General features: G+C 63.3%; 18 protein-coding genes. 12 read left to right on the plus strand and 6 right to left on the minus strand.

Going from position 1 to position 18,321, the window contains the following annotated elements; translation table 11 throughout:
• Window positions 1-27 precede the first annotated feature (27 nt).
• From LDZ23_RS23035 to LDZ23_RS23045, 3 genes are read left to right on the plus strand one after another with little or no spacing between them, the layout of a single operon-like run.
• Entirely contained in the window at window positions 28-1,008 is a 981-nt protein-coding gene (locus LDZ23_RS23035) for a quinone oxidoreductase family protein (RefSeq protein ID WP_034472575.1), read from the plus strand.
• 10 nt (window positions 1,009-1,018) lie between these two features.
• On the plus strand, window positions 1,019-1,867 hold the full coding sequence (locus tag LDZ23_RS23040) for a TauD/TfdA dioxygenase family protein (protein WP_008348529.1): 849 nt from the start codon (window positions 1,019-1,021) through the stop codon (window positions 1,865-1,867).
• A gap of 11 nt (window positions 1,868-1,878) precedes the next feature.
• Window positions 1,879-2,436, plus strand: coding sequence for an RBBP9/YdeN family alpha/beta hydrolase (locus LDZ23_RS23045; protein ID WP_008348530.1), 558 nt, complete (start codon window positions 1,879-1,881; stop codon window positions 2,434-2,436).
• On the opposite strand, the gene LDZ23_RS23050 is transcribed toward LDZ23_RS23045, so the two are convergent.
• Window positions 2,433-3,665: a Zn-dependent hydrolase gene (locus LDZ23_RS23050; protein ID WP_008348532.1), complete on the minus strand. Its 1,233-nt coding sequence runs from the start codon at window positions 3,663-3,665 to the stop codon at window positions 2,433-2,435. The genes LDZ23_RS23045 and LDZ23_RS23050 overlap by 4 nt on opposite strands.
• A gap of 21 nt (window positions 3,666-3,686) precedes the next feature.
• On the minus strand, window positions 3,687-4,634 hold the full coding sequence (locus tag LDZ23_RS23055) for a GlxA family transcriptional regulator (protein ID WP_244808227.1): 948 nt from the start codon (window positions 4,632-4,634) through the stop codon (window positions 3,687-3,689).
• 118 nt (window positions 4,635-4,752) lie between these two features.
• Between LDZ23_RS23055 and LDZ23_RS23060 the strand changes: the two genes are divergently transcribed.
• Window positions 4,753-5,565, plus strand: a complete 813-nt coding sequence (locus LDZ23_RS23060; RefSeq protein WP_008348538.1) for an SDR family NAD(P)-dependent oxidoreductase — start codon at window positions 4,753-4,755, stop codon at window positions 5,563-5,565.
• On the opposite strand, the gene LDZ23_RS23065 is transcribed toward LDZ23_RS23060, so the two are convergent.
• Together LDZ23_RS23065 and garD are read right to left on the minus strand one after the other, a co-directional pair.
• Window positions 5,551-6,762, minus strand: a complete 1,212-nt coding sequence (locus tag LDZ23_RS23065; protein WP_008348540.1) for an MFS transporter — start codon at window positions 6,760-6,762, stop codon at window positions 5,551-5,553. The genes LDZ23_RS23060 and LDZ23_RS23065 overlap by 15 nt on opposite strands.
• Before the next feature lie 164 nt (window positions 6,763-6,926).
• Complete coding sequence (gene garD, locus LDZ23_RS23070) at window positions 6,927-8,519, minus strand: galactarate dehydratase (RefSeq protein ID WP_244808228.1); 1,593 nt, start codon at window positions 8,517-8,519, stop codon at window positions 6,927-6,929.
• A 204-nt stretch (window positions 8,520-8,723) separates the two neighbouring features.
• On the opposite strand from garD, the gene kdgD reads away from it, so the two are divergent.
• Both kdgD and LDZ23_RS23080 read left to right on the plus strand, forming a co-directional pair.
• Window positions 8,724-9,641: a 5-dehydro-4-deoxyglucarate dehydratase gene (kdgD, locus tag LDZ23_RS23075; RefSeq protein ID WP_008348545.1), complete on the plus strand. Its 918-nt coding sequence runs from the start codon at window positions 8,724-8,726 to the stop codon at window positions 9,639-9,641.
• Window positions 9,642-9,760: 119 nt separating this feature from the next.
• Window positions 9,761-11,113 carry an MFS transporter gene (locus LDZ23_RS23080; RefSeq protein WP_008348547.1) on the plus strand — a complete coding sequence of 451 codons (1,353 nt, stop codon included), beginning with the start codon at window positions 9,761-9,763 and terminating at the stop codon, window positions 11,111-11,113.
• Between the two features lie 60 nt (window positions 11,114-11,173).
• On the opposite strand, the gene LDZ23_RS23085 is transcribed toward LDZ23_RS23080, so the two are convergent.
• Both LDZ23_RS23085 and LDZ23_RS23090 read right to left on the minus strand, forming a co-directional pair.
• Entirely contained in the window at window positions 11,174-11,506 is a 333-nt protein-coding gene (locus tag LDZ23_RS23085) for a DUF2322 family protein (RefSeq protein ID WP_008348548.1), read from the minus strand.
• Between the two features lie 82 nt (window positions 11,507-11,588).
• On the minus strand, window positions 11,589-12,035 hold the full coding sequence (locus tag LDZ23_RS23090) for an SRPBCC family protein (RefSeq protein ID WP_008348550.1): 447 nt from the start codon (window positions 12,033-12,035) through the stop codon (window positions 11,589-11,591).
• A 164-nt stretch (window positions 12,036-12,199) separates the two neighbouring features.
• Between LDZ23_RS23090 and LDZ23_RS23095 the strand changes: the two genes are divergently transcribed.
• The 6 genes from LDZ23_RS23095 (at window position 12,200) to LDZ23_RS23120 (ending at window position 18,295) form a co-directional block, all read left to right on the plus strand.
• Window positions 12,200-13,684 (plus strand): MmgE/PrpD family protein, encoded by a 1,485-nt coding sequence (locus LDZ23_RS23095; RefSeq protein ID WP_034472580.1) that lies wholly within the window; start codon window positions 12,200-12,202, stop codon window positions 13,682-13,684.
• A gap of 214 nt (window positions 13,685-13,898) precedes the next feature.
• Window positions 13,899-14,774, plus strand: coding sequence for a glycine betaine ABC transporter substrate-binding protein (locus LDZ23_RS23100; RefSeq protein WP_008348553.1), 876 nt, complete (start codon window positions 13,899-13,901; stop codon window positions 14,772-14,774).
• Between the two features lie 154 nt (window positions 14,775-14,928).
• A complete protein-coding gene (locus LDZ23_RS23105; RefSeq protein WP_008348555.1) occupies window positions 14,929-16,290 on the plus strand; it encodes an MFS transporter in 1,362 nt (453 codons plus the stop codon).
• 13 nt (window positions 16,291-16,303) lie between these two features.
• Window positions 16,304-17,275: a dipeptidase gene (locus LDZ23_RS23110; RefSeq protein ID WP_008348557.1), complete on the plus strand. Its 972-nt coding sequence runs from the start codon at window positions 16,304-16,306 to the stop codon at window positions 17,273-17,275.
• Between the two features lie 75 nt (window positions 17,276-17,350).
• On the plus strand, window positions 17,351-17,911 hold the full coding sequence (locus LDZ23_RS23115; protein ID WP_008348559.1) for a PAS and helix-turn-helix domain-containing protein: 561 nt from the start codon (window positions 17,351-17,353) through the stop codon (window positions 17,909-17,911).
• A gap of 201 nt (window positions 17,912-18,112) precedes the next feature.
• A complete protein-coding gene (locus LDZ23_RS23120; protein WP_008348560.1) occupies window positions 18,113-18,295 on the plus strand; it encodes a hypothetical protein in 183 nt (60 codons plus the stop codon).
• Window positions 18,296-18,321: the final 26 nt, after the last annotated feature.

Raw genomic sequence — 18,321 nt, forward strand, 5'->3', positions numbered from 1 at the left:
GAAACAGAGACTCAAGGAGACGAAACAATGGCACATGCAATCCGCTTTCACGAAACCGGCGGTCCGGAAGTGTTGCGCTGGGAAGAAGTCGCCGTGGGCGAACCCGGCCCGTTGGAGGTCCGTCTGCGTCACGAGGCCGTCGGGCTCAATTTCGCGGACACGTATTTCCGCTCGGGCCTCTATCCGGTGCCGCTGCCTTCGGGCATGGGCGTCGAAGCGGCGGGCGTCGTCGAGAAGGTCGGCGCGAACGTCACGCATCTGAAGGAAGGCGATCGCGTGACCTACACTGGTTTCATCAACACGCTCGGCGCGTACAGCACGGAGCGCATCATTTCCGCCGCGCCGCTCGTCAATCTGCCCGATGCGATCGACTGCACGCGCGCCGCCGCCATGACGATGCGCGGCCTCACCGCCGCCTATCTGATGACGCGCATCCGCCGCTTCGAGCGTGGCGACACGCTGCTCTTGCACGCGGCGGCGGGCGGCGTCGGGCTGATCGTGTCGCAATGGGCGAAGCTGCTCGGCGTGACGGTGATCGGCACGGTATCGAGCAAAGAGAAAGCGCGCGTGGCGCGCGAGCATGGCGTGGCGCACACGATCGACTACAGCCGCGAGGACGTGGCCGCGCGCGTGCGCGAACTGACCGATGGCAAGGGCGTGAACGCGGTATTCGACAGCGTCGGCAAGACCACTTTCAACGCATCGCTCGATTCGCTCGCGCGCCGCGGTCTGATGGTGTGCGTCGGCACCGCATCGGGTCCGATTCCGCCGTTCGATCCGCAATTGCTCGCGATGAAAGGCTCGCTCTATCTGACGCGCCCGGCGCTCGCGGATTACATCGCCGATCCGGCCGAGAAGAATGCGCTCGCCGCCGAACTCTTCGATCACGTCGCGAGCGGGCGCATTCGCATCGAGATCAACCAGCGCTATGCACTGCGCGACGCGGCGGACGCTCATCGCGATCTCGAAGCGCGCAAGACCACGGGTTCGTCCGTGTTCGTCGTCTGAGGAGACATTCATGCGTATCGAACAACTTACTTGCGCGATCGGCGCGGAACTCACCGACGTCAATCTCGCCGACGCCATTCACGACGACGCCCTCTTCGCCGAAATCCGCGCCGCGTTGCTCGCGCATCGCGTGCTTTTTCTGCGCGATCAGGAAATCACGCGCGCGGAGCACGTCGCGTTCGCGCGGCGCTTCGGCGAACTGGAGGATCATCCGGTCGCGGGAAGCGATCCGGACCATCCGGGGCTCGTGCGTATCTACAAGTCGCCCGATCAGCCGAACGACCGCTACGAAAACGCGTGGCACACGGACGCGACCTGGCGCGTCGCGCCGCCCTTCGGCTGCGTGCTGCGCTGCGTGGAAACGCCGCCCGTCGGCGGCGACACGATGTGGGCGAACATGGTGCTCGCGTATGAGAAGCTGCCCGCGCACGTCAAGGAACAGATCGCGGATTTGCGCGCGCGGCACAGCATCGAGGCGAGTTTCGGTGCGGCGATGCCTATCGAGAAACGCCTCGCGCTGAAGGCGCAGTTTCCCGATGCCGAGCATCCCGTCGTGCGCACGCATCCGGAAACGGGCGAGAAGGTGCTGTTCGTCAACGCCTTCGCGACGCACTTCACCAACTATCACACGCCGGAGCGCGTGCGCTTCGGGCAGGACGCGAATCCCGGCGCGGGGCAGTTGCTCGCGTATCTGCTGAGCCAGGCGTATATCCCGGAATATCAGGTGCGCTGGCGCTGGAAGAAGAACAGCATCGCCATCTGGGACAACCGCAGCACGCAGCATTACGCGGTGATGGACTATCCGCCGTGTCATCGCAAGATGGAGCGCGCGGGGATCATCGGTGACGTGCCCTTCTGATGGATCGACGCATGAACGCACCGACGATACTCATGGTCCCCGGCCTGCGCGATCACGTCGAGGACCACTGGCAGACGCATTACGCCAACGCGCATGACAACGTGCGTACCGTGCCGCCGCTGCAACGCGACAAGCTCGATCGGAGCGCGCGGGTCGCCGCGCTCGACGCGGCGCTCGCGCAGATCGACGGACCGGTCGTGCTCGTCGCGCACAGCGCCGGCGTGATGATTTCCGTGCACTGGGCGCAGCGGCATCGTCGCGAGATTCAGGGCGCGCTCTTCGTCACGCCGCCCGATTTCGATTCGCCGCTGCCGGAAGGCTATCCGTCAGCCGATGAACTCGAGCTGCACGGATGGCTGCCCACGCCGCGCGAACGCCTGCCGTTTCCGTGCGTCGTCGCGGCGAGCCATGACGATCCGCTCGCGCGCTTCGAACGCGTCGCCGGCATGGCGCACGACTGGGGCGCGCGGCTCGCCGATCTCGGCCGCGTCGGGCACATGAATCCGGCGTCGGGATTCGGCCTCTGGCGCGACGCCGGGCGATACATCGCGGAGATCACCGAGCGTTAAGCCGACAAGCTCGCGAGGATATTCGCCGCTGCCCGCGCCGCCACTTCGCAGCCGAGCACGATGTGCGACTCCGCCGTGTCCTCGATGAAATCGTGACTCACTCCGCCGATGCTCGGCACGAACAGCATGCACGCCGGCACATGATGCGCGATCACCTGCGCATCGTGCGACGCGCCGCTCGGCATGCGTTCCCACTGACCCGGCGCGAGCGCTTCGGCGGCCTCCGCGATATGCGCCTGCAAGGCGGCGTCCATCACGACGGGCGCTTCGGGCGGCTCGCTGTCCGTCATCGCGACACCGATTTTCCCTTCTGCATTGAAGTCGCGGATCAGCGCGGCGAGCGCGGCTTCCATCGCGCGCAAACGCTCCGCGCTGGCGTCGCGGAATTGCAGATACATGTCCGCCGCGCCCGGCACCACGCTGAACGAACCCGGATCGAGCTCGATGCGCCCGACGGTCCAGACGGTATCGGCATCGGCGATCGCGCGAAACGCTTCGTCCATGCGCGCGATGAACGCAACGAGCGCCGCGCCCGCATCGCGCCGGATCGACATCGGCGTCGTGCCCGCGTGATTGCGCTGCCCGGTCAAGCGCAGCTTCAGCTCGCGTATGCCGACGATCGTCGTCACCACGCCGATCGACTTGCCGTGCGCCTCCAGCCGTCCGCCCTGCTCGATGTGCGGTTCCAGATACGCCTTGTGCCGCGCCCTGTCGATACGCACGCGCGCCGCGCCGATGAGTCCGGCTTGCGCGAGCGCATCGCCGAGCAGGACGCCCTCGCGATTGCGCGCGTGGCGCAGGGCTTCATCGACGGCTTCGCCGACGAAACTGCGGCTGCCGAGAAAGCCCGAGAACGTGCCTTCCTCGTCGATCCACGATGCGACGTCCACCGCGAAATGACGCGTCGTTTCGCATTCGGCGAGCGCCCGCGCGATTTCGAGGCCGTAAATGACGCCGAGCGCGCCGTCGAGCCAGCCGCCGGTCGGTTGCGTGTCGGTGTGCGAGCCGATCAAAAGCGCCGGGCCCGCGTTGCGCGAGCGGCCGAACACGGTGCCGACGCCGTCGATCGTCGCGGCGAGTCCCGCTTCGTTCATGCGGCCCGCGAGCCAGCGGCGCGCGTCCATATCGACCGATGACAGCGAGAGGCGCACGACGCCCGGACCGGTTGCGCCGAACGTGCGCAGATGACGGAGGTCGTCGAGCAGGCGGGCGGGATTGATCTTCAGCACTGTTTGTCCTCGATGTAGTCGTTACGTTTGAGTGCGCGCCTCGCGCCGCACTTCCTGCGGCGGCACGCCGAAGCCGCGCATGAATGCTTCGCGCATGTGACGGCGGTCCCTGAAGCCCGTTTCCTGCGCGATCGTTTCGAGCGAATGCCGGCTTTTCTCGATCATCAGACGCGCCGCTTCGAGCCGCAATCCTTCGATGGCTTTCGCCGGCGACTGCCCCGTCTCCAGCGTGAAGACGCGGCTGAACTGACGCGGGCTCAGATGCGCCTCGCCCGCGAGCTCCTGGACCGTCAGCGGCCGGTTCAGATTCTTGCGCGCATAGTTCAGCGCATTCTGGATGCGATCGGACTTCGGCGCGAGATCGAGCATTTCCGAATGCTGCGACTGCCCGCCCGCGCGACGCTGATGCATGACGAGCTTGTGCGCGATCGAACGGGCGATATCGGCGCCGAGATCCTTCTCGACCATCGCGAGCGCGAGATCGAGCCCCGCGGTCATGCCCGCCGACGTCCAGACCGGGCCATCGACAATGAAGATGCGGTCTTCTTCCACTTGCACATCGGGATAAAGCCGCTGCATGTCGCGCGCGTAGGCCCAATGCGTGGTCGCGCGGCGATTCGCGAGCAGGCCCGCTCCGGCCAGCACGAATGCGCCCGTGCAGATGCCCGCGATACGCCGCGTGCGCTTCGCCGCGCGGCGCAGGAACGCGAACACGTCGGCGGGCGGCGCGATCGTGAGCGGCGTGGTGACGCCGACGGCGATCCAGGTGTCCATCTGCGTGCGCGCGGTGATCGCTCGCGTGTCGATCTTCATGCCGAGCGACGAGCGCACTTCGCCGCCCGCCGTCGAATAATTTTCGATGCCGTAGAACGCCTCGCCCGATACGTCGTTCGCCATTTCGAAAACCGTCTGCGAGGCGAGCGCCATGATCTGGAAGCCGTCGCTCAATAAATAGCCGATGCGGTGCATGTCGTTTTCCTGCCGCGCGATGTCACGAATCACTACCCTATACGTCATTTGCGTCACGGTCAAATCCGGCCAGAATTCACTCACGCAATCAACCACTTGTTTTCTGACGGAGTGAAACATGACGCAGACACACCTCGGCACGGCGCTCGTCACGGGCGCGTCTTCCGGAATCGGCGCGGTCTATGCGGAGCGCCTCGCGCGGCGCGGCTACGACCTCATTCTCGTCGCGCGCAATCGCGACAAGCTCGCGGCGCTCGCCGAACGCATCACGAACGAGACGCGCCGCAGCGTCGAGATTCTCGATGCCGATCTGAACGACCGCAGCGCGCTCGCCACTGTCGAAGCGAAGCTGAAGAATGACGCGAGCATCACGCTGCTCGTGAACAACGCGGGCATCGGCACGCATACGCCTTTGCTCGACAGCGACGTCGACGCGATGACGCGCATGATCGATCTCAACGTGACCGCGCTCACGCGCCTCGCTTACGCGGCGGTGCCCGGCTTCGTCGCGCGAGGCCGTGGCGCGATCATCAACATTGCGTCGATCGTCAGCATTGCGCCGGAGATCCTCAACGGCGTGTATGGCGGCACCAAGGCGTTCGTGCTCGCGTTCAGCCAGTCGCTGCATCGCGAACTGGCGGGCAAGGGCGTGCGCGTGCAGGCCGTGCTGCCCGGCGCGACGGCCACCGACTTTTGGGAAACGGGCGGCCTTCCGATCGAGAATCTCGACAAGGCGATCGTGATGTCGGCGGGCGATATGGTCGATGCGGCGCTCGTCGGCTTCGATCGCGATGAGCTCGTGACGATTCCGTCGCTGCACGACGGCGCGAAGTGGGACGCGTACGAAGCGGCGCGGCAGGCGATGGCGCCGGAGTTGTCGGCGAACAAGCCGGCTGCACGGTATGTATCGGGCGCTTCAAGCCTTTCGTGACGCGGAATCCGCTCGCCGTGGCGCGAAGCACATGACGAGCGGTATCAGCGCGAGCGCGGCGCCGGTGTAGAAGGTCGCCGGCGCGCCATGGCGATCCCAGATCCATCCGGCGATCGCACTCGCCAGCACCATGCAGACGCCGCTCGCGAGATTGAACACGCCGAATGCGGTACCGCGCAGGGAAGGCGGCGCGGATTCGGCGACCATCGCCGCGAGAATGCCTTGCGTGAAGCCCATGTGCAGTCCCCACAAGGCGACGCCCGCGAACAGCGTGAGCATCGACGATCCCGCGCCGAGCAGCACATCGGCCGCGATCAGCAGCGCCAGGCCGCAGGCGAGCAACGCGCGCCGGTCCCATCGATCGGACAGCACGCCCGCCGGATACGCGCTCGCCGAATACGCGAGGCTCATCACGACCATCACGGCGGGAATCCACGCGATATCGAGTCCTGTCTGCTGCGCGCGCAGTACCAAGAACGCCTCGCTGAAGCGCGCGAGCGTGAAGGTCGCGCCGATCGCGACGACATACCAGTAGCGCCCAGAAAACTCGCGCATCGACCGCCAGTGCAGCGGCGAGCGGAAGCTCGCGCCTCGTGCGGACGCGCTTTCCGGCTCACGCACGCCGAACAGAATGATGATGACGGCGATGAACGCCGGCACCGTCGCGAACCAGAGCACCGTGCGGATGTGATCGGAGAACGCGAGCATCAGCACGATGGCGAGCAACGGCCCGGCGAACGCGCCGATCGTGTCCATCGACTGCCGCAGGCCGAAAGCGGCGCCACGGATTTCCGGCGGCGCGACATCCGCGAGCAGCGCATCGCGCGGCGCGCCGCGAATGCCCTTGCCGAAGCGATCGACGAGACGCGCGGCCACGACCAGCGCGGGCGTTTCGGCGAGAGGGAACAGCGGCTTCGTCAATGCCGCGAGGCCGTAGCCGAAGAGCAGCAGGCCCTTGCGGCGTCCGAGCCAGTCGCTCAGCGCGCCCGAAAAGACTTTCACGATCATCGCGGTTGCTTCGGCTGCGCCTTCCAGCGCGCCGAGTGCGGTGACGCTCATGCCCATGGTCGTCACGAGGTAGATCGGTAGAAGCGCATGCACCAGCTCGGAGGACAGGTCCATGAACAGGCTGACGAGGCCGAGCGCCCAGACGGTGCGGGGGATCGGCGGGCGCGGTTTGGCGAAAGGAGATGGCATGGGCTCGATTCGTGTCATCGATTCGATGTCATCGTGCCAAAGAATGGCCCAGCGTGGCGGTCCGATCGCGCATTCCGCTCGCTCATCCGCCTCACACCGCGCCCGCAAAAAAAATCGCCCCGCTCAAAGCGGGGCGATTTCGTTTCCGGCGAGCGCGCATCGAATCACGTCACCGGCGCCGGATTGAACAACACAAGCGCGTTGTGCAGCTTCAACGCCTCGGCCTTCGTCTGCTTCTTCCCGCTCGCGACATCGAGCATCAGCCGGAACAGTTCCCAGCCCACATCGGCGATGGTCGCCTCGCCCGTCGCGATGGTTCCCGCGTTCACGTCCATCAGATCGTGCCAGCGGCGCGCGAGATCGGAGCGCGTCGCGACCTTCAGCACCGGCACTTCGGCGAGGCTGTACGGCGTGCCGCGCCCCGTCGTGAAGACATGAAGGTTGATGCCCGCCGCGAGCTGCAGCGTCCCGCAGATGAAATCGCTCGCAGGCGTCGCCGCGTAAATCAGACCCTTCTGCTTCGCCTTCTCGCCCGGCGACAGCACGCCCGAAATCGTCGATGACCCCGACTTGACGATGGAACCCATCGCCTTCTCGACGATGTTCGACAGCCCGCCCTTCTTGTTGCCCGGCGTCGTGTTCGCGCTGCGGTCCGCGCCGCCGCGCTTCAGATAATCGTCGTACCACTGCATCTCGCGGATGATCGCCTGCGCCACCTCACGGTTCGCCGCGCGCGCCGTCAGTTGCGCGACGCCGTCACGCACTTCCGTGACCTCCGAGAACATGACGGTCGCGCCCGCGCGCACCAGCAGATCGGTCGCGAAACCGACCGCCGGATTCGCCGTCAGCCCGGAAAACGCATCGCTGCCGCCGCACTGCACGCCGACGACGAGATCCGCCGCCGAACACGTCTCGCGACGGCGATTGTTGAGGCGCTTCAGATGCGTCTCGGCCATCCGCATGATCGACTCGATCATCGAGCCGAAGCCGACGTGCGCCTCGTCCTGCAACACGACCGTGCCGCCGTTGTCGTCGTGCGTGTTGTCGCCGATATCGGCCACGTCTTCCGTTTCCGCCGATGCCGCCGCGATCGGAATCGTGCCCGGCGGCATCAGGCGTTCCGGCTGGAGCTTCTCGCAGCCGAGCGACACCATCATCACTTCGCCGCCGAAGTTCGGATTCAGCGCGATGTTGCGCACCGTGCGGATCGGCACCATCGCGTCGGGCGCGTCGATGGCCACGCCGCAGCCGTATGTGTGACCGAGGCTCACGACGTCATCGACATTCGGATACCGCGGCAGCAGTTCCGCCTTGATGCGCGTCACCGCGTGCTGCACGACGTCCGCGACGCATTGCACCGTCGTCGTGATCGCGAGGATGTTGCGCGTGCCGACCGAGCCGTCGGCGTTCCGATAACCCTCGAACGTGAAGCCTTCCAGCGGCGATTCGTCCGGCGCCTTGATCGTCGCAATCGGCAGGTCGTGCAGCTCGGGCGGCGTCGGCATGCGCGTGACGTGCTCGTTGATCCAGCTTCCCTTCGGGAGCGCCTTCGTCGCATAGCCGATCACGACGTTGTAGCGGATGACCGCATCGCCTTCCGCGAGATCCTTCAGCGCGACCTTGTGGCCCTGCGGTACGCGTTCGCGCAGCACGAGGCCATCGGCGAACGTGGCGCCTTCGCCGAGACCGCCGTCGTTCGCGACGATCGCGACGTTGTCGTCCGGGTGGACGCGAATATAGAGAGGGGACTGATTCATTCTGACGAATCCTTGAGCAAACATACCGCGCGGCTGCGGCTTGAGTTATGTCATCCTACAACATAGACAATCACAATTGGTTAGTATTTACCCGTATCCATTGATTTTACACGCGTAAATAGATTGTCTGACGTCAGTCGATGTTGTACGATGACTTACGAGATCGGCAATCGGCCGGTCGCCGAACATCGAGACTTCATCACCATGACGACACCGCAAGAACTGAAGCAAATCGTTTCCGAAGGCCTGCTCTCCTTCCCCGTGACGGATTTCGACCAACAAGGCAACTTCCGCGCGAACACGTACGCGGAGCGCCTCGAATGGCTGGCTCCTTACGGTGCTTCAGCGCTGTTCGTCGCGGGCGGCACGGGCGAGTTCTTCTCGCTGACGCAACCCGAATATTCGCAGATCGTGAAGACGGCCACCGAAGTGTGCCGCGGCAAGGTGCCGATCCTCGCCGGCGCGGGCGGCCCGACGCGCACGGCCATCGCCTTTGCGCAGGAAGCGGAGAAGCAAGGCGCGCAAGGCGTTCTGCTGATGCCGCACTATCTGACCGAAGCGTCGCAGGAAGGCATCCGCGCGCACGCCGAGGAAGTCTGCCGCGCCGTGCCGAACATGGGCGTCATCATTTACAACCGCGCGAATTCGAAGCTCAACGCCGACATGCTGGAGCAACTCGCGGATAGCTGCCCGAACCTGATCGGCTTCAAGGACGGCGTCGGCGAAATCGAGAACATGGTGACGATCCGCCGTCGCCTCGGCGACCGCTTCTCGTACTTGGGCGGCCTGCCGACGGCCGAAGTCTACGCAGCCGCGTACAAGGCGCTCGGCGTGCCGGTGTACTCGTCGGCGGTGTTCAACTTCATCCCGAAGACCGCGATGGAGTTCTATCGCGCAATCGCCGCCGACGACCACGCGACCACGGGCCGCCTGATCGACGAATTCTTCCTGCCGTACCTGAAGATCCGCAATCGCCGTGCGGGCTATGCGGTGTCGATCGTCAAGGCGGGCGCGAAACTCGTCGGCCACGATGCGGGCCCGGTGCGCGCGCCGCTGACCGATCTGACCGAAGACGAGCTCGAGCAACTCGACGTGCTCATCAAGAAGCTCGGCGCGCAGTAAAGGCACAGGCAGGAGACGGGCGAAGCGAGGACGCACGACGCCGTGTGACGCTTCGCCGATGAGGGCCGCGCGAGCGGCCCTCCGTGCATCTCGCACGTACGGAAAGAAAGGGGAAGTCCATGTCGATGAGCCGCACCGCGAATCCCGCGGACGTCATGAAGCGCACCAAGGTGCGCTATCTCATTCTGTTGCTGATCTTCGTGATCACGACGTTCAACTATGCGGACCGCGCGACCTTGTCGGTGACGGGCTCCGCGATGCGCGCCGAATTCGGTTTCGACGCGATCCGCATGGGCTACATCTTCTCGGCCTTCAGCTGGGCGTATGTGCTCTCGCAAGTGCCCGCGGGCTGGCTGCTGGATCGCTTCGGCGCGCGGCGCGTGTATGCGGCGAGCATTTTCCTGTGGTCGCTGTTCACGTTGCTGCAAAGTTCGATAGGCCTGCTCGGCAGCGCGGCGACCGCCGTGACCGCCCTCTTCGTGCTGCGCTTCGCGATGGGCGCGGCGGAAGCGCCCGCGTTTCCGGCCAATGCGAAGGTCGTCGCGAGCTGGTTCCCGACGAAAGAACGCGGCACGGCATCGGCGATCTTCAACTCGGCGCAGTACTTCGCGGCCGTCGTTTTTACGCCGTTGATGGCGTGGCTCACGCATGCTTTCGGCTGGCATCACGTCTATATCGTGATGGGCGTTGCGGGTCTCGCGCTCGCGCTGACGTGGCTCGCCGTGATGAAGAATCCGGCGGATCATCCGCGCGTGAACCGGCAGGAACTGGAGTACATCGAGGAAGGCGGCGGTCTCGTGCGCGGTCATCAGCGCGCGGGCGGCGTGGCGCGTGGCACGTCCCACAGCGTGGGCTGGCCCGTCGTCAAGCAATTGCTGACCAACCGGATGCTGCTCGGCGTGTATCTCGCGCAGTACTGCATCAACGTGTTGACGTACTTCTTCCTGACGTGGTTCCCGATCTATCTCGTGCAGGCGCGTCACATGACGATTCTGCAAGCAGGCTTCGTCGCGTCACTGCCGGCGATCTGCGGCTTCACGGGCGGCGTGCTGGGTGGCGTGATCTCCGATGGCCTCATCCGTCGCGGCAAGTCGCTCACTTTCGCGCGCAAGGTGCCGATCGTCGGCGGCATGCTGCTGTCGTCGTGCATCATCGGCTGCAATTACGTCGACACGGACTGGATCGTCGTCGCGCTGATGTCGCTGGCGTTCTTCGGCAAGGGCATCGGTGCTTTGGGATGGGCCGTGGTCGCGGATACGTCGCCGAAGGAAGCCATCGGGCTCTCGGGATCGATCTTCAACATGTTCGGCAATGTCGCGGGCATCGTGACGCCGATCGTCATCGGCTATCTCGTCGCGCAGTCGGGCTCGTTCAATGGCGCGCTGGCGTTCGTCGGGATCAATGCGCTGATCACGGTGTTCAGCTATCTCGTGATCGTGAAGGACATCAAGCGGGTGGAGTTGAGGGTCTGATCCGCTGCAAGCGATGAATCGTAAAAGCCCGTTCTGCTCATGGCAGAACGGGCTTTTGCTTTACTGCGCCCGAACCACGTCGACCCGCAACGCCTCGCCGCCATCGACGATCGCAATCAGCCGATCCACATTCGGATGCGCGCCCGGGCGATTGCGCGCATCGGCCGTATGTTCGGCGAACACGGCGAGACCATGCTCGGCGGCTTGCGCGTCCAGCGCGCCGAACGCCTGCTTCAGATAGTGATAGACCGCGAGCGAGCCCTGCTTGCCCGGCTTGTTCTCGATGCTCGCGACCACGTCACCTTTGCCATCGACCAGATCGATGCGCTCGATGCCGTCGATGGCGGGCAATTGGGCGAGGTTATCCTTGAATACGTTGCTCGGCTGGATCACGAAAAGCACTCCACGTTATGAATTGATGTTGCGGGGCGCCGTATCTTATCCGATCAACGAAAGGGCTCGATCGCGCGCATCGTCACTCGGGGATCACAGGCTCGACGAGCCGCGCGAGTTGCTCCAGCGACTCTTGCCAGCCGAGATAGCACATCTCCACCGGAATGACTTCGGGCACGCCCTCCTGAACGATGCTCAACTCGGTCCCGCACACGACCTGCTTCAACGAAACGGTGACCTGCATTTCGCCGGGCAGGTTCGGATCGTCGAAGCGGTCCGTGTAGCGAATCTTCTCGAACGGCACCAGCTCGACGTACTCGCCACCGAACGAGTGACTATTGCCCGTGCCGAAATTGCGGAACGACATCTTGTGCGTGCCGCCCTGGCGCGCATCCATGTGATGGACCTGACATGTGAAGCCGTAAGGCGGAAGCCACTTCGCGATCGCATCGGGTTCGAGGAACGCGCGATAAAGACGCTCGGGCGTCGTACGCAAGACACGGTGAAGGCGGATGGTTCCGGTGGCCATGGTGTGCTCTCCTTTCGCGGAAAAATTGGACACATCTCTACGACGATGCATCGAAGCGTGAATCGACATGCAAGGGAATCGGGAAAACCCTTGGTTCGCCTCGTTGCCGCGGAATGATACTTGCGCGCGGGTTCCCACTTGTGCCATTTCAAGGAAACGACTCCATGCCCAACATCGATCGCCGTAGCTTTCTCATGACCAGCGCAGCAGGCGCTTTCGCATCGGCGGCAGGCACGACAGCGTTCGCGCAGACAAGCAACGCCGCATCTGCATCCGCTTTCGCATCGGCCAGTGGGGCGAATGGGAAGCCGCCGCGCGTCACGCGCATTCTTGCGGACTTCATCGTAAGAACGGGCTATGGCGATCTGCCCGCGCCGGTGCGCAAGGAAGGCGTCAGGACGTTGATGAACTGGGTCGGCGTCGCGGTCGGCGGATCGCACGACGAGACCGTGAATCGCGCAGTCGCCGCGCTCACGCCGTTCTCCGGTCCGCCGCAAGCGAACCTGCTCGGACGGACCGAGCGCTTCGACATCATGAACGCGGCGTTCATCAACGGCGTGAGCAGTCATATCTTCGACTACGACGACACGCATCTGAAGACGATCATTCACCCGGCGGGACCGGTCGTGTCGGCGATATTGGCGTACTCGCAATATCGCGCCGTCACGGGCAAGGACTTTCTGAACGCGCTCGTGCTGGGCGTCGAAACGGAGTTGCGCATTGGCAATGCGGTGTATCCGAATCATTACGATGTCGGCTGGCACATCACCGGTACGTGCGGCGTGTTCGGCTCGGCGGCGGCGACGGGCAAGCTGATGGGACTGAGCGTCGAGCAGATGGTCTGGGCGCTCGGTCTCGCCGCCTCGCAGCCGGTCGGCTTGCGCGAGTCGTTCGGCTCGATGAACAAGAGCTTCAATCCCGGCCGCGCCGCCGCGAACGGCATCTTCGCGGCACTGCTCGCGGGCCAGAACTACACAAGCTCGGACGGCATGATCGAAGCCAAACGCGGCTGGGCCAACACGATCAGCACGAAGCAGGATTATCGTGAGATCACGGAGGGCCTCGGTTCGCATTGGGAATCGACGTTGAATACGTATAAGCCTTTCGCGTGCGGCATCGTCATTCATCCGTCGATCGATGCAGCGATCCAGTTGCGCAATCAGGAACACTTGAGCGCGGATCAGATCGCGCGCATCGATCTTCGCGTGCATCCACTCGTGCTCGAACTGACGGGCAAGAAGACGCCGCAGATCGGGCTCGAAGGCAAGTTCAGCATCTATCACGCGGTGGCGATCGCGATCATCGACGGCGCGGCGGGCGAGAAACAGTTCAGCGACGCCAAGGTACGCGACCCGAAGACAATCGAGCTGCGCGACAAGGTGAACGCGATCGTCGATCCGTCCATCAAGCCGGAACAGGTCGACGTGACGATCACGCTGAAGGATGGCCGCAAGCTGCACAAGTACATCGAACACGCGATCGGCAGCACGCAAGTGCCGATGACCGACAAGCAGCTCGAAACCAAGTTCTCCGATCTGGCGGACGGCATCCTCACGCCGGAGCAAACGCGCGCGCTGATCGATAAATGCTGGCACGTCGAGCAACTGGACAGCGCGAGCGAAATCGCGACTTCGGCGCTGCCGCGATGATCGTTCATCCGAAGAGCGCCAGCTCGATGTATCGGCGTTCCATCCGACGATATAAGCAAAGAACATTGACGTCGCGTTAATGCGCCCGAATACTGCGGGCTGCAGGGCGTCGCCTGCAACTGCTTAATCATCCGTCGCAAATGAATGCGTTATAGATCAGGAGAATCGATCGCGTCGCGTCTTCCATAAAACCTGTCGATGCAAGGAAACGTCAATGATGAATGCCTTGTCCGTGAGCTTCGCCATGAAAGCTGCCGTTGCAGTCTCCACTGTCACGTTCGCGATGTGCGCGAGCGCCGTCGAGCCGATCAAGATCACGCTAGCCAATTGGGCCGATACGCAGGCGGTCGTCTATACCGCGAAGTACGTTCTCGAAACGAAGCTGCAACAACCCGTTACCCTGACCACGGCGGACCTCGGCATTCAGTTTCAGGGCATCGCGCGCGGCGATGTGGACCTGATGCTCGGCGCGTGGCTTCCGGTCACGCACGCGGCCTACTACGCGCGCTTCAAGAACGACATGGAAGATCTCGGCGTCATCTATTCCGGCGCGAAGATCGGCTGGGCGGTGCCGGATTACGTGCCCGAGAGCGAAGTGGCGTCCATCGGCGATCTGAACAAGCCCGAAGTCAAGAGCAAGTTGAACAGCACGATTCAGGGCATCGAACCGGGCGCGGGCGAGATGGTCGCTTCGGAAAAGGCGCTGAAGGAATACGACCTCGCCGGATATAACCTCATTCGCGCAAGCGAGGCCGGCATGTTGACCGCCGTTGCGCGCGCGTATCAATCGAAGAGCTGGATCGTCGCGACGGTGTGGAGTCCGCACTGGCTCTGGCAGAAGTACAAGATGCGTTATCTGAAAGATCCCAAGGGCGTGCTCGGCGGCGACGAGCAGATTCACGGCTTCTCTTCCAAGCAGTTCGCGACGAAATTTCCGCGCGCGAATGTCTTCATCCGGCACTTCAAGCTGACGCTGGCCGATGTCGAATCGATCGAGCTCGACGGCAACGCATCGAACGACTGGAGCGCGGCGGCGAAGAAGTTCGTCGACAGCCATCCCGAGAAGGTCCAGGCGTGGCTCCAGCAATAGGCGCGAAGCCGCGCCCGGCCTTGCACGCCGGGCGCGGCGGCGTCGTCGGAGCGCCGATTACCTAGGTAATTGGCACGTATGGACCTAAGCAATTTGAGCACTTACGCTCCTTTCAATCCGGATCGAATCCGACACGCGAAAGGGGTGAAGCGCCATGCCACATCAAGCAACTCACGAGGTCGATACCAAAACGCTGAGACGTGTCATCGCGGCGGCGTCGATCGGAAACTTTGTCGAATGGTTTGATTTCGCGGCGTACGGCTTTCTCGCGACCATCCTGACGCGCGAGTTCTTTCCCAGTGGCGATCCCACGGTCGGTCTCCTGAAGACGTTCGCGGTCTTCGCGGTCGCCTTCGCATTCCGTCCGCTCGGCGGCCTCTTCTTCGGCGTGGTCGGCGACCGCATCGGCCGCAAGCGCACGCTCGCTTTCACCATCCTGTTGATGGCCGGCGCCACGACGCTGATCGGGCTGCTGCCGACTTATGCGAGCATCGGCTATTGGGCGCCGCTGCTTCTCACGATCATCCGCTGCGTGCAGGGCTTTTCCGCAGGCGGGGAATACGCGGGCGCGTGCGCCTATGTGATGGAGCACGCGCCGCGCCGACGCCGCGCGTTCTTCGGCAGCTTCGTTCCGGTCTCGACGTTCTCTTCGTTCGCATGCGCGGCCGTTGTCGCCTATGCGCTCGAATCGTCGCTTTCGCCCGCGGCGATGGTCGACTGGGGCTGGCGCGTGCCGTTCCTGATCGCGGCGCCGGTCGGTCTCATCGGCGTGTATCTGCGCGTGAATCTGCACGAGACGCCGGCATTCCAGGCGCTCGAAGGCAAGCATGAAGTCGCGCATGCGCCGCTGATGGAAACCCTGCATTCGCAGTCCGGAAACATTCTGAAGCTCGGCGCATTCGTTTCGGTGACGGCGCTTTCGTTCTACACGTTCACGACGTATTTCGCGACCTACATGCAGGTCGCCGGACATCTGACGCGCGGAACATCGCTTCTCGTGACCGTGCTCGCGCTCTTCTTCGCCGCGGCGCTGTGCCCGCTCGCCGGTCTGTTCTCCGACCTCGTGGGCCGCCGCGCGACGATCGCGACGACGTGCATCTTCATCATCGTCTCGGTCTATCCCGCCTTCGCGCTCGGCGGATCGGGAAATCTGTCGCCTTCGCTGCTCGGCGTGGCGCTGCTCGCGGTGGGCGCGGTGCTTTCGGGCGTGGTCACTGCTCCGCTTCTTTCGGAAGTGTTCGCGACGAAGACGCGATACACCGCATCCGCGATCACATACAACCTCGCGTACACGATCTTCGGCGGCACCGCGCCGCTCGTCGCGACCTGGCTGATCGCGGAAACGGGAACGAATCTGTCGCCGGCGTATTACCTGATCGCCGTATCCATCTTCGCGATGATCGGCGGCCTCTCGCTGCGCGAAACGTCGAAGACCGCGCTCGAAGAAGCAGGTTCGTCGAACAAGAGCGCAAGCAGTGGCCCGGCCGTCGAGCGCGGCATCAAGAGAACCATCTGAACGGATACACGCGATGAATAGCCTTCACGATTCGAGCATCATCATCGACGGACTGAACATCTCGAAGTTCGAGCGCTCCGTATTCGAAGACATGCGAAAGGGCGGCGTCACCGCCGTGAACTGCACCGTGTCGGTGTGGGAAGACTTCCAGAAGACCATCGATAACATCGCGGAAATGAAGCAGCAGATCCGCGAATACAGCGAGATTCTGACGCTCGTACGCACGACCGACGATATCCTGCGCGCGAAGAAGGAGAACAAGACCGGCATCATCTTGGGCTTTCAGAACGCGTATGCGTTCGAGGATAACTTAGGCTATATCGAGGTGTTCAAGGAGCTGGGCGTGAATGTGGTCCAGCTTTGCTATAACACGCAGAATCTCGTCGGCACGGGTTCTTATGAACCGGATGGCGGCTTGTCGGGATATGGCCGCGAAGTGATTCAGGAGATGAATCGCGTCGGCATCATGGTCGATCTTTCGCATGTGGGCGCGAAGACTTCTTCCGATGCGATCGCCTGCTCGAAGAAACCCGTCACCTACTCGCACTGCTGCCCTTATACGTTGAAAGAGCATCCGCGCAACAAGACGGATGAGCAATTGAAGGAGATTGCCGAAGCGAACGGTTTCGTCGGCGTGACCATGTTCATGCCCTTCCTGAGACGAGGCGCCGATGCGACCGTCGACGATTATCTCGAAGCTATCGAATACGTCATCGATCTTATCGGTGAAGACAAGGTCGGTATCGGAACGGACTTCACGCAAGGCTATAGCACCGAGTTCTTCGACTGGATCACGCATGACAAGGGCCGTTATCGCCGTCTGACGAACTTCGGCAAGGTCGTGAATCCGGAAGGCATTCGCACGATCGGCGAGTTTCCGAACATCACCGCCGCGATGCAAAAGGCCGGCTGGAGCGAATCTCGCATCAGGAAAGTGATGGGCGAAAACTGGCTGCGCGTATTCGGTGAAGTCTGGAACGGTTGAAGCGAAAGTCCGTGCGAAAAGTGCCGAACCTCGGTGTTACAGTAACTTTTCGCCAGACGCGACAATCTTCCCGACATGACCGATTCGCCCAAGCTCGACTACGAGGACTTGTTCAGGCATTTGCCCGTGGCCGTCATCGTCGCGAGAGAGCGGATCATGGTCGACTGCAATGCACGCGCGCTGGAACTCTTCAGGGCAAAACGCAGCGATATCATCGAGCAGTCGTTCTCGAAGCTCTATCCCGAGCAGAAGGATTTCACCACCACCGGTCATCGTCTGGCGCCGCTGCTTGCAAAGCATGCCGTATTCAGCGATGACCGCATCATGCGGCGCGTCGACGGAAGCTACTTCTGGGTGACGGTCGGCGGCTTCGGCTATAACCCGAAGCGGCCTTTCGAGCTTGCGGTCTGGACGTTCACGGATCTGTCGCAAGGCACGAAGCAATCAGACAACGCAAGCCTGCTGACCGAGCGCGAGCGCGACGTCGCCGCGCTGCTCGTGCATGGCATGACGAGCAAGGAGATCGGCAAGGAGTTGAACATCAGCCCGCGCACGGTCGACATCCATCGTGCAAGCCTGCTGCGCAAATACGGCGCGCGAGCCACACAAGACCTGATCGCGCGGCTCCTGGCCTGAATCGGCGCGAACTGCCGCAATATTCAGACGAAAGCGCTCGCGTAAAGAAGCATTTTCCGATGCCGATAACCTGAAGCAGAAGGAGCCGGACGCCAGATCGTTCGCGCCTTTTCGACATTCATAACGCGTGTTCCGCAGCCATACGGCGCGGGCCAACGACATCCGGAAGAGAAAGAAGAAATGGTCTTCAGTTACAGGGACATGATGGTCACGCCGGCGGCGGTCCGGCACGGCGACGCGTTTGCCGCGACGGCGCGAATCCAGGATTTGAACGGGATGGAGCGTTCGGTGCGCTTGGCCGGCGAGTTTCCGAACGTGGAAGAAGCGATCCGCTATGCGATTGCGGCCGGCTTCGAATATATCGATTACGAGCAAAGCTGCTGAACTCCGCGAGGCGCGCCGCGTCCGCG

It is taken from the genome of Caballeronia zhejiangensis (assembly GCF_022879815.1).
In the GTDB taxonomy this organism is placed as follows: domain Bacteria; phylum Pseudomonadota; class Gammaproteobacteria; order Burkholderiales; family Burkholderiaceae; genus Caballeronia; species Caballeronia zhejiangensis.

Excerpts from the sequence above, each read along its gene's own strand:
- LDZ23_RS23115 (WP_008348559.1), top strand. The coding sequence starts at position 17,351 with ATGACCGATTCGCCCAAGCTCGACTACGAGGACTTGTTCAGGCATTTG.
- LDZ23_RS23120 (WP_008348560.1), top strand. The coding sequence starts at position 18,113 with ATGATGGTCACGCCGGCGGCGGTCCGGCACGGCGACGCGTTTGCCGCG.
- LDZ23_RS23045 (WP_008348530.1), top strand. The coding sequence starts at position 1,879 with ATGAACGCACCGACGATACTCATGGTCCCCGGCCTGCGCGATCACGTC.
- LDZ23_RS23040 (WP_008348529.1), top strand. The coding sequence starts at position 1,019 with ATGCGTATCGAACAACTTACTTGCGCGATCGGCGCGGAACTCACCGAC.
- LDZ23_RS23035 (WP_034472575.1), top strand. The coding sequence starts at position 28 with ATGGCACATGCAATCCGCTTTCACGAAACCGGCGGTCCGGAAGTGTTG.
- garD (WP_244808228.1), bottom strand. The coding sequence starts at position 8,519 with ATGAATCAGTCCCCTCTCTATATTCGCGTCCACCCGGACGACAACGTC.
- LDZ23_RS23090 (WP_008348550.1), bottom strand. The coding sequence starts at position 12,035 with ATGGCCACCGGAACCATCCGCCTTCACCGTGTCTTGCGTACGACGCCC.
- LDZ23_RS23060 (WP_008348538.1), top strand. The coding sequence starts at position 4,753 with ATGACGCAGACACACCTCGGCACGGCGCTCGTCACGGGCGCGTCTTCC.
- LDZ23_RS23110 (WP_008348557.1), top strand. The coding sequence starts at position 16,304 with ATGAATAGCCTTCACGATTCGAGCATCATCATCGACGGACTGAACATC.
- LDZ23_RS23080 (WP_008348547.1), top strand. The coding sequence starts at position 9,761 with ATGTCGATGAGCCGCACCGCGAATCCCGCGGACGTCATGAAGCGCACC.
- LDZ23_RS23105 (WP_008348555.1), top strand. The coding sequence starts at position 14,929 with ATGCCACATCAAGCAACTCACGAGGTCGATACCAAAACGCTGAGACGT.
- kdgD (WP_008348545.1), top strand. The coding sequence starts at position 8,724 with ATGACGACACCGCAAGAACTGAAGCAAATCGTTTCCGAAGGCCTGCTC.
- LDZ23_RS23065 (WP_008348540.1), bottom strand. The coding sequence starts at position 6,762 with ATGCCATCTCCTTTCGCCAAACCGCGCCCGCCGATCCCCCGCACCGTC.
- LDZ23_RS23100 (WP_008348553.1), top strand. The coding sequence starts at position 13,899 with ATGATGAATGCCTTGTCCGTGAGCTTCGCCATGAAAGCTGCCGTTGCA.
- LDZ23_RS23095 (WP_034472580.1), top strand. The coding sequence starts at position 12,200 with ATGCCCAACATCGATCGCCGTAGCTTTCTCATGACCAGCGCAGCAGGC.
- LDZ23_RS23055 (WP_244808227.1), bottom strand. The coding sequence starts at position 4,634 with ATGCACCGCATCGGCTATTTATTGAGCGACGGCTTCCAGATCATGGCG.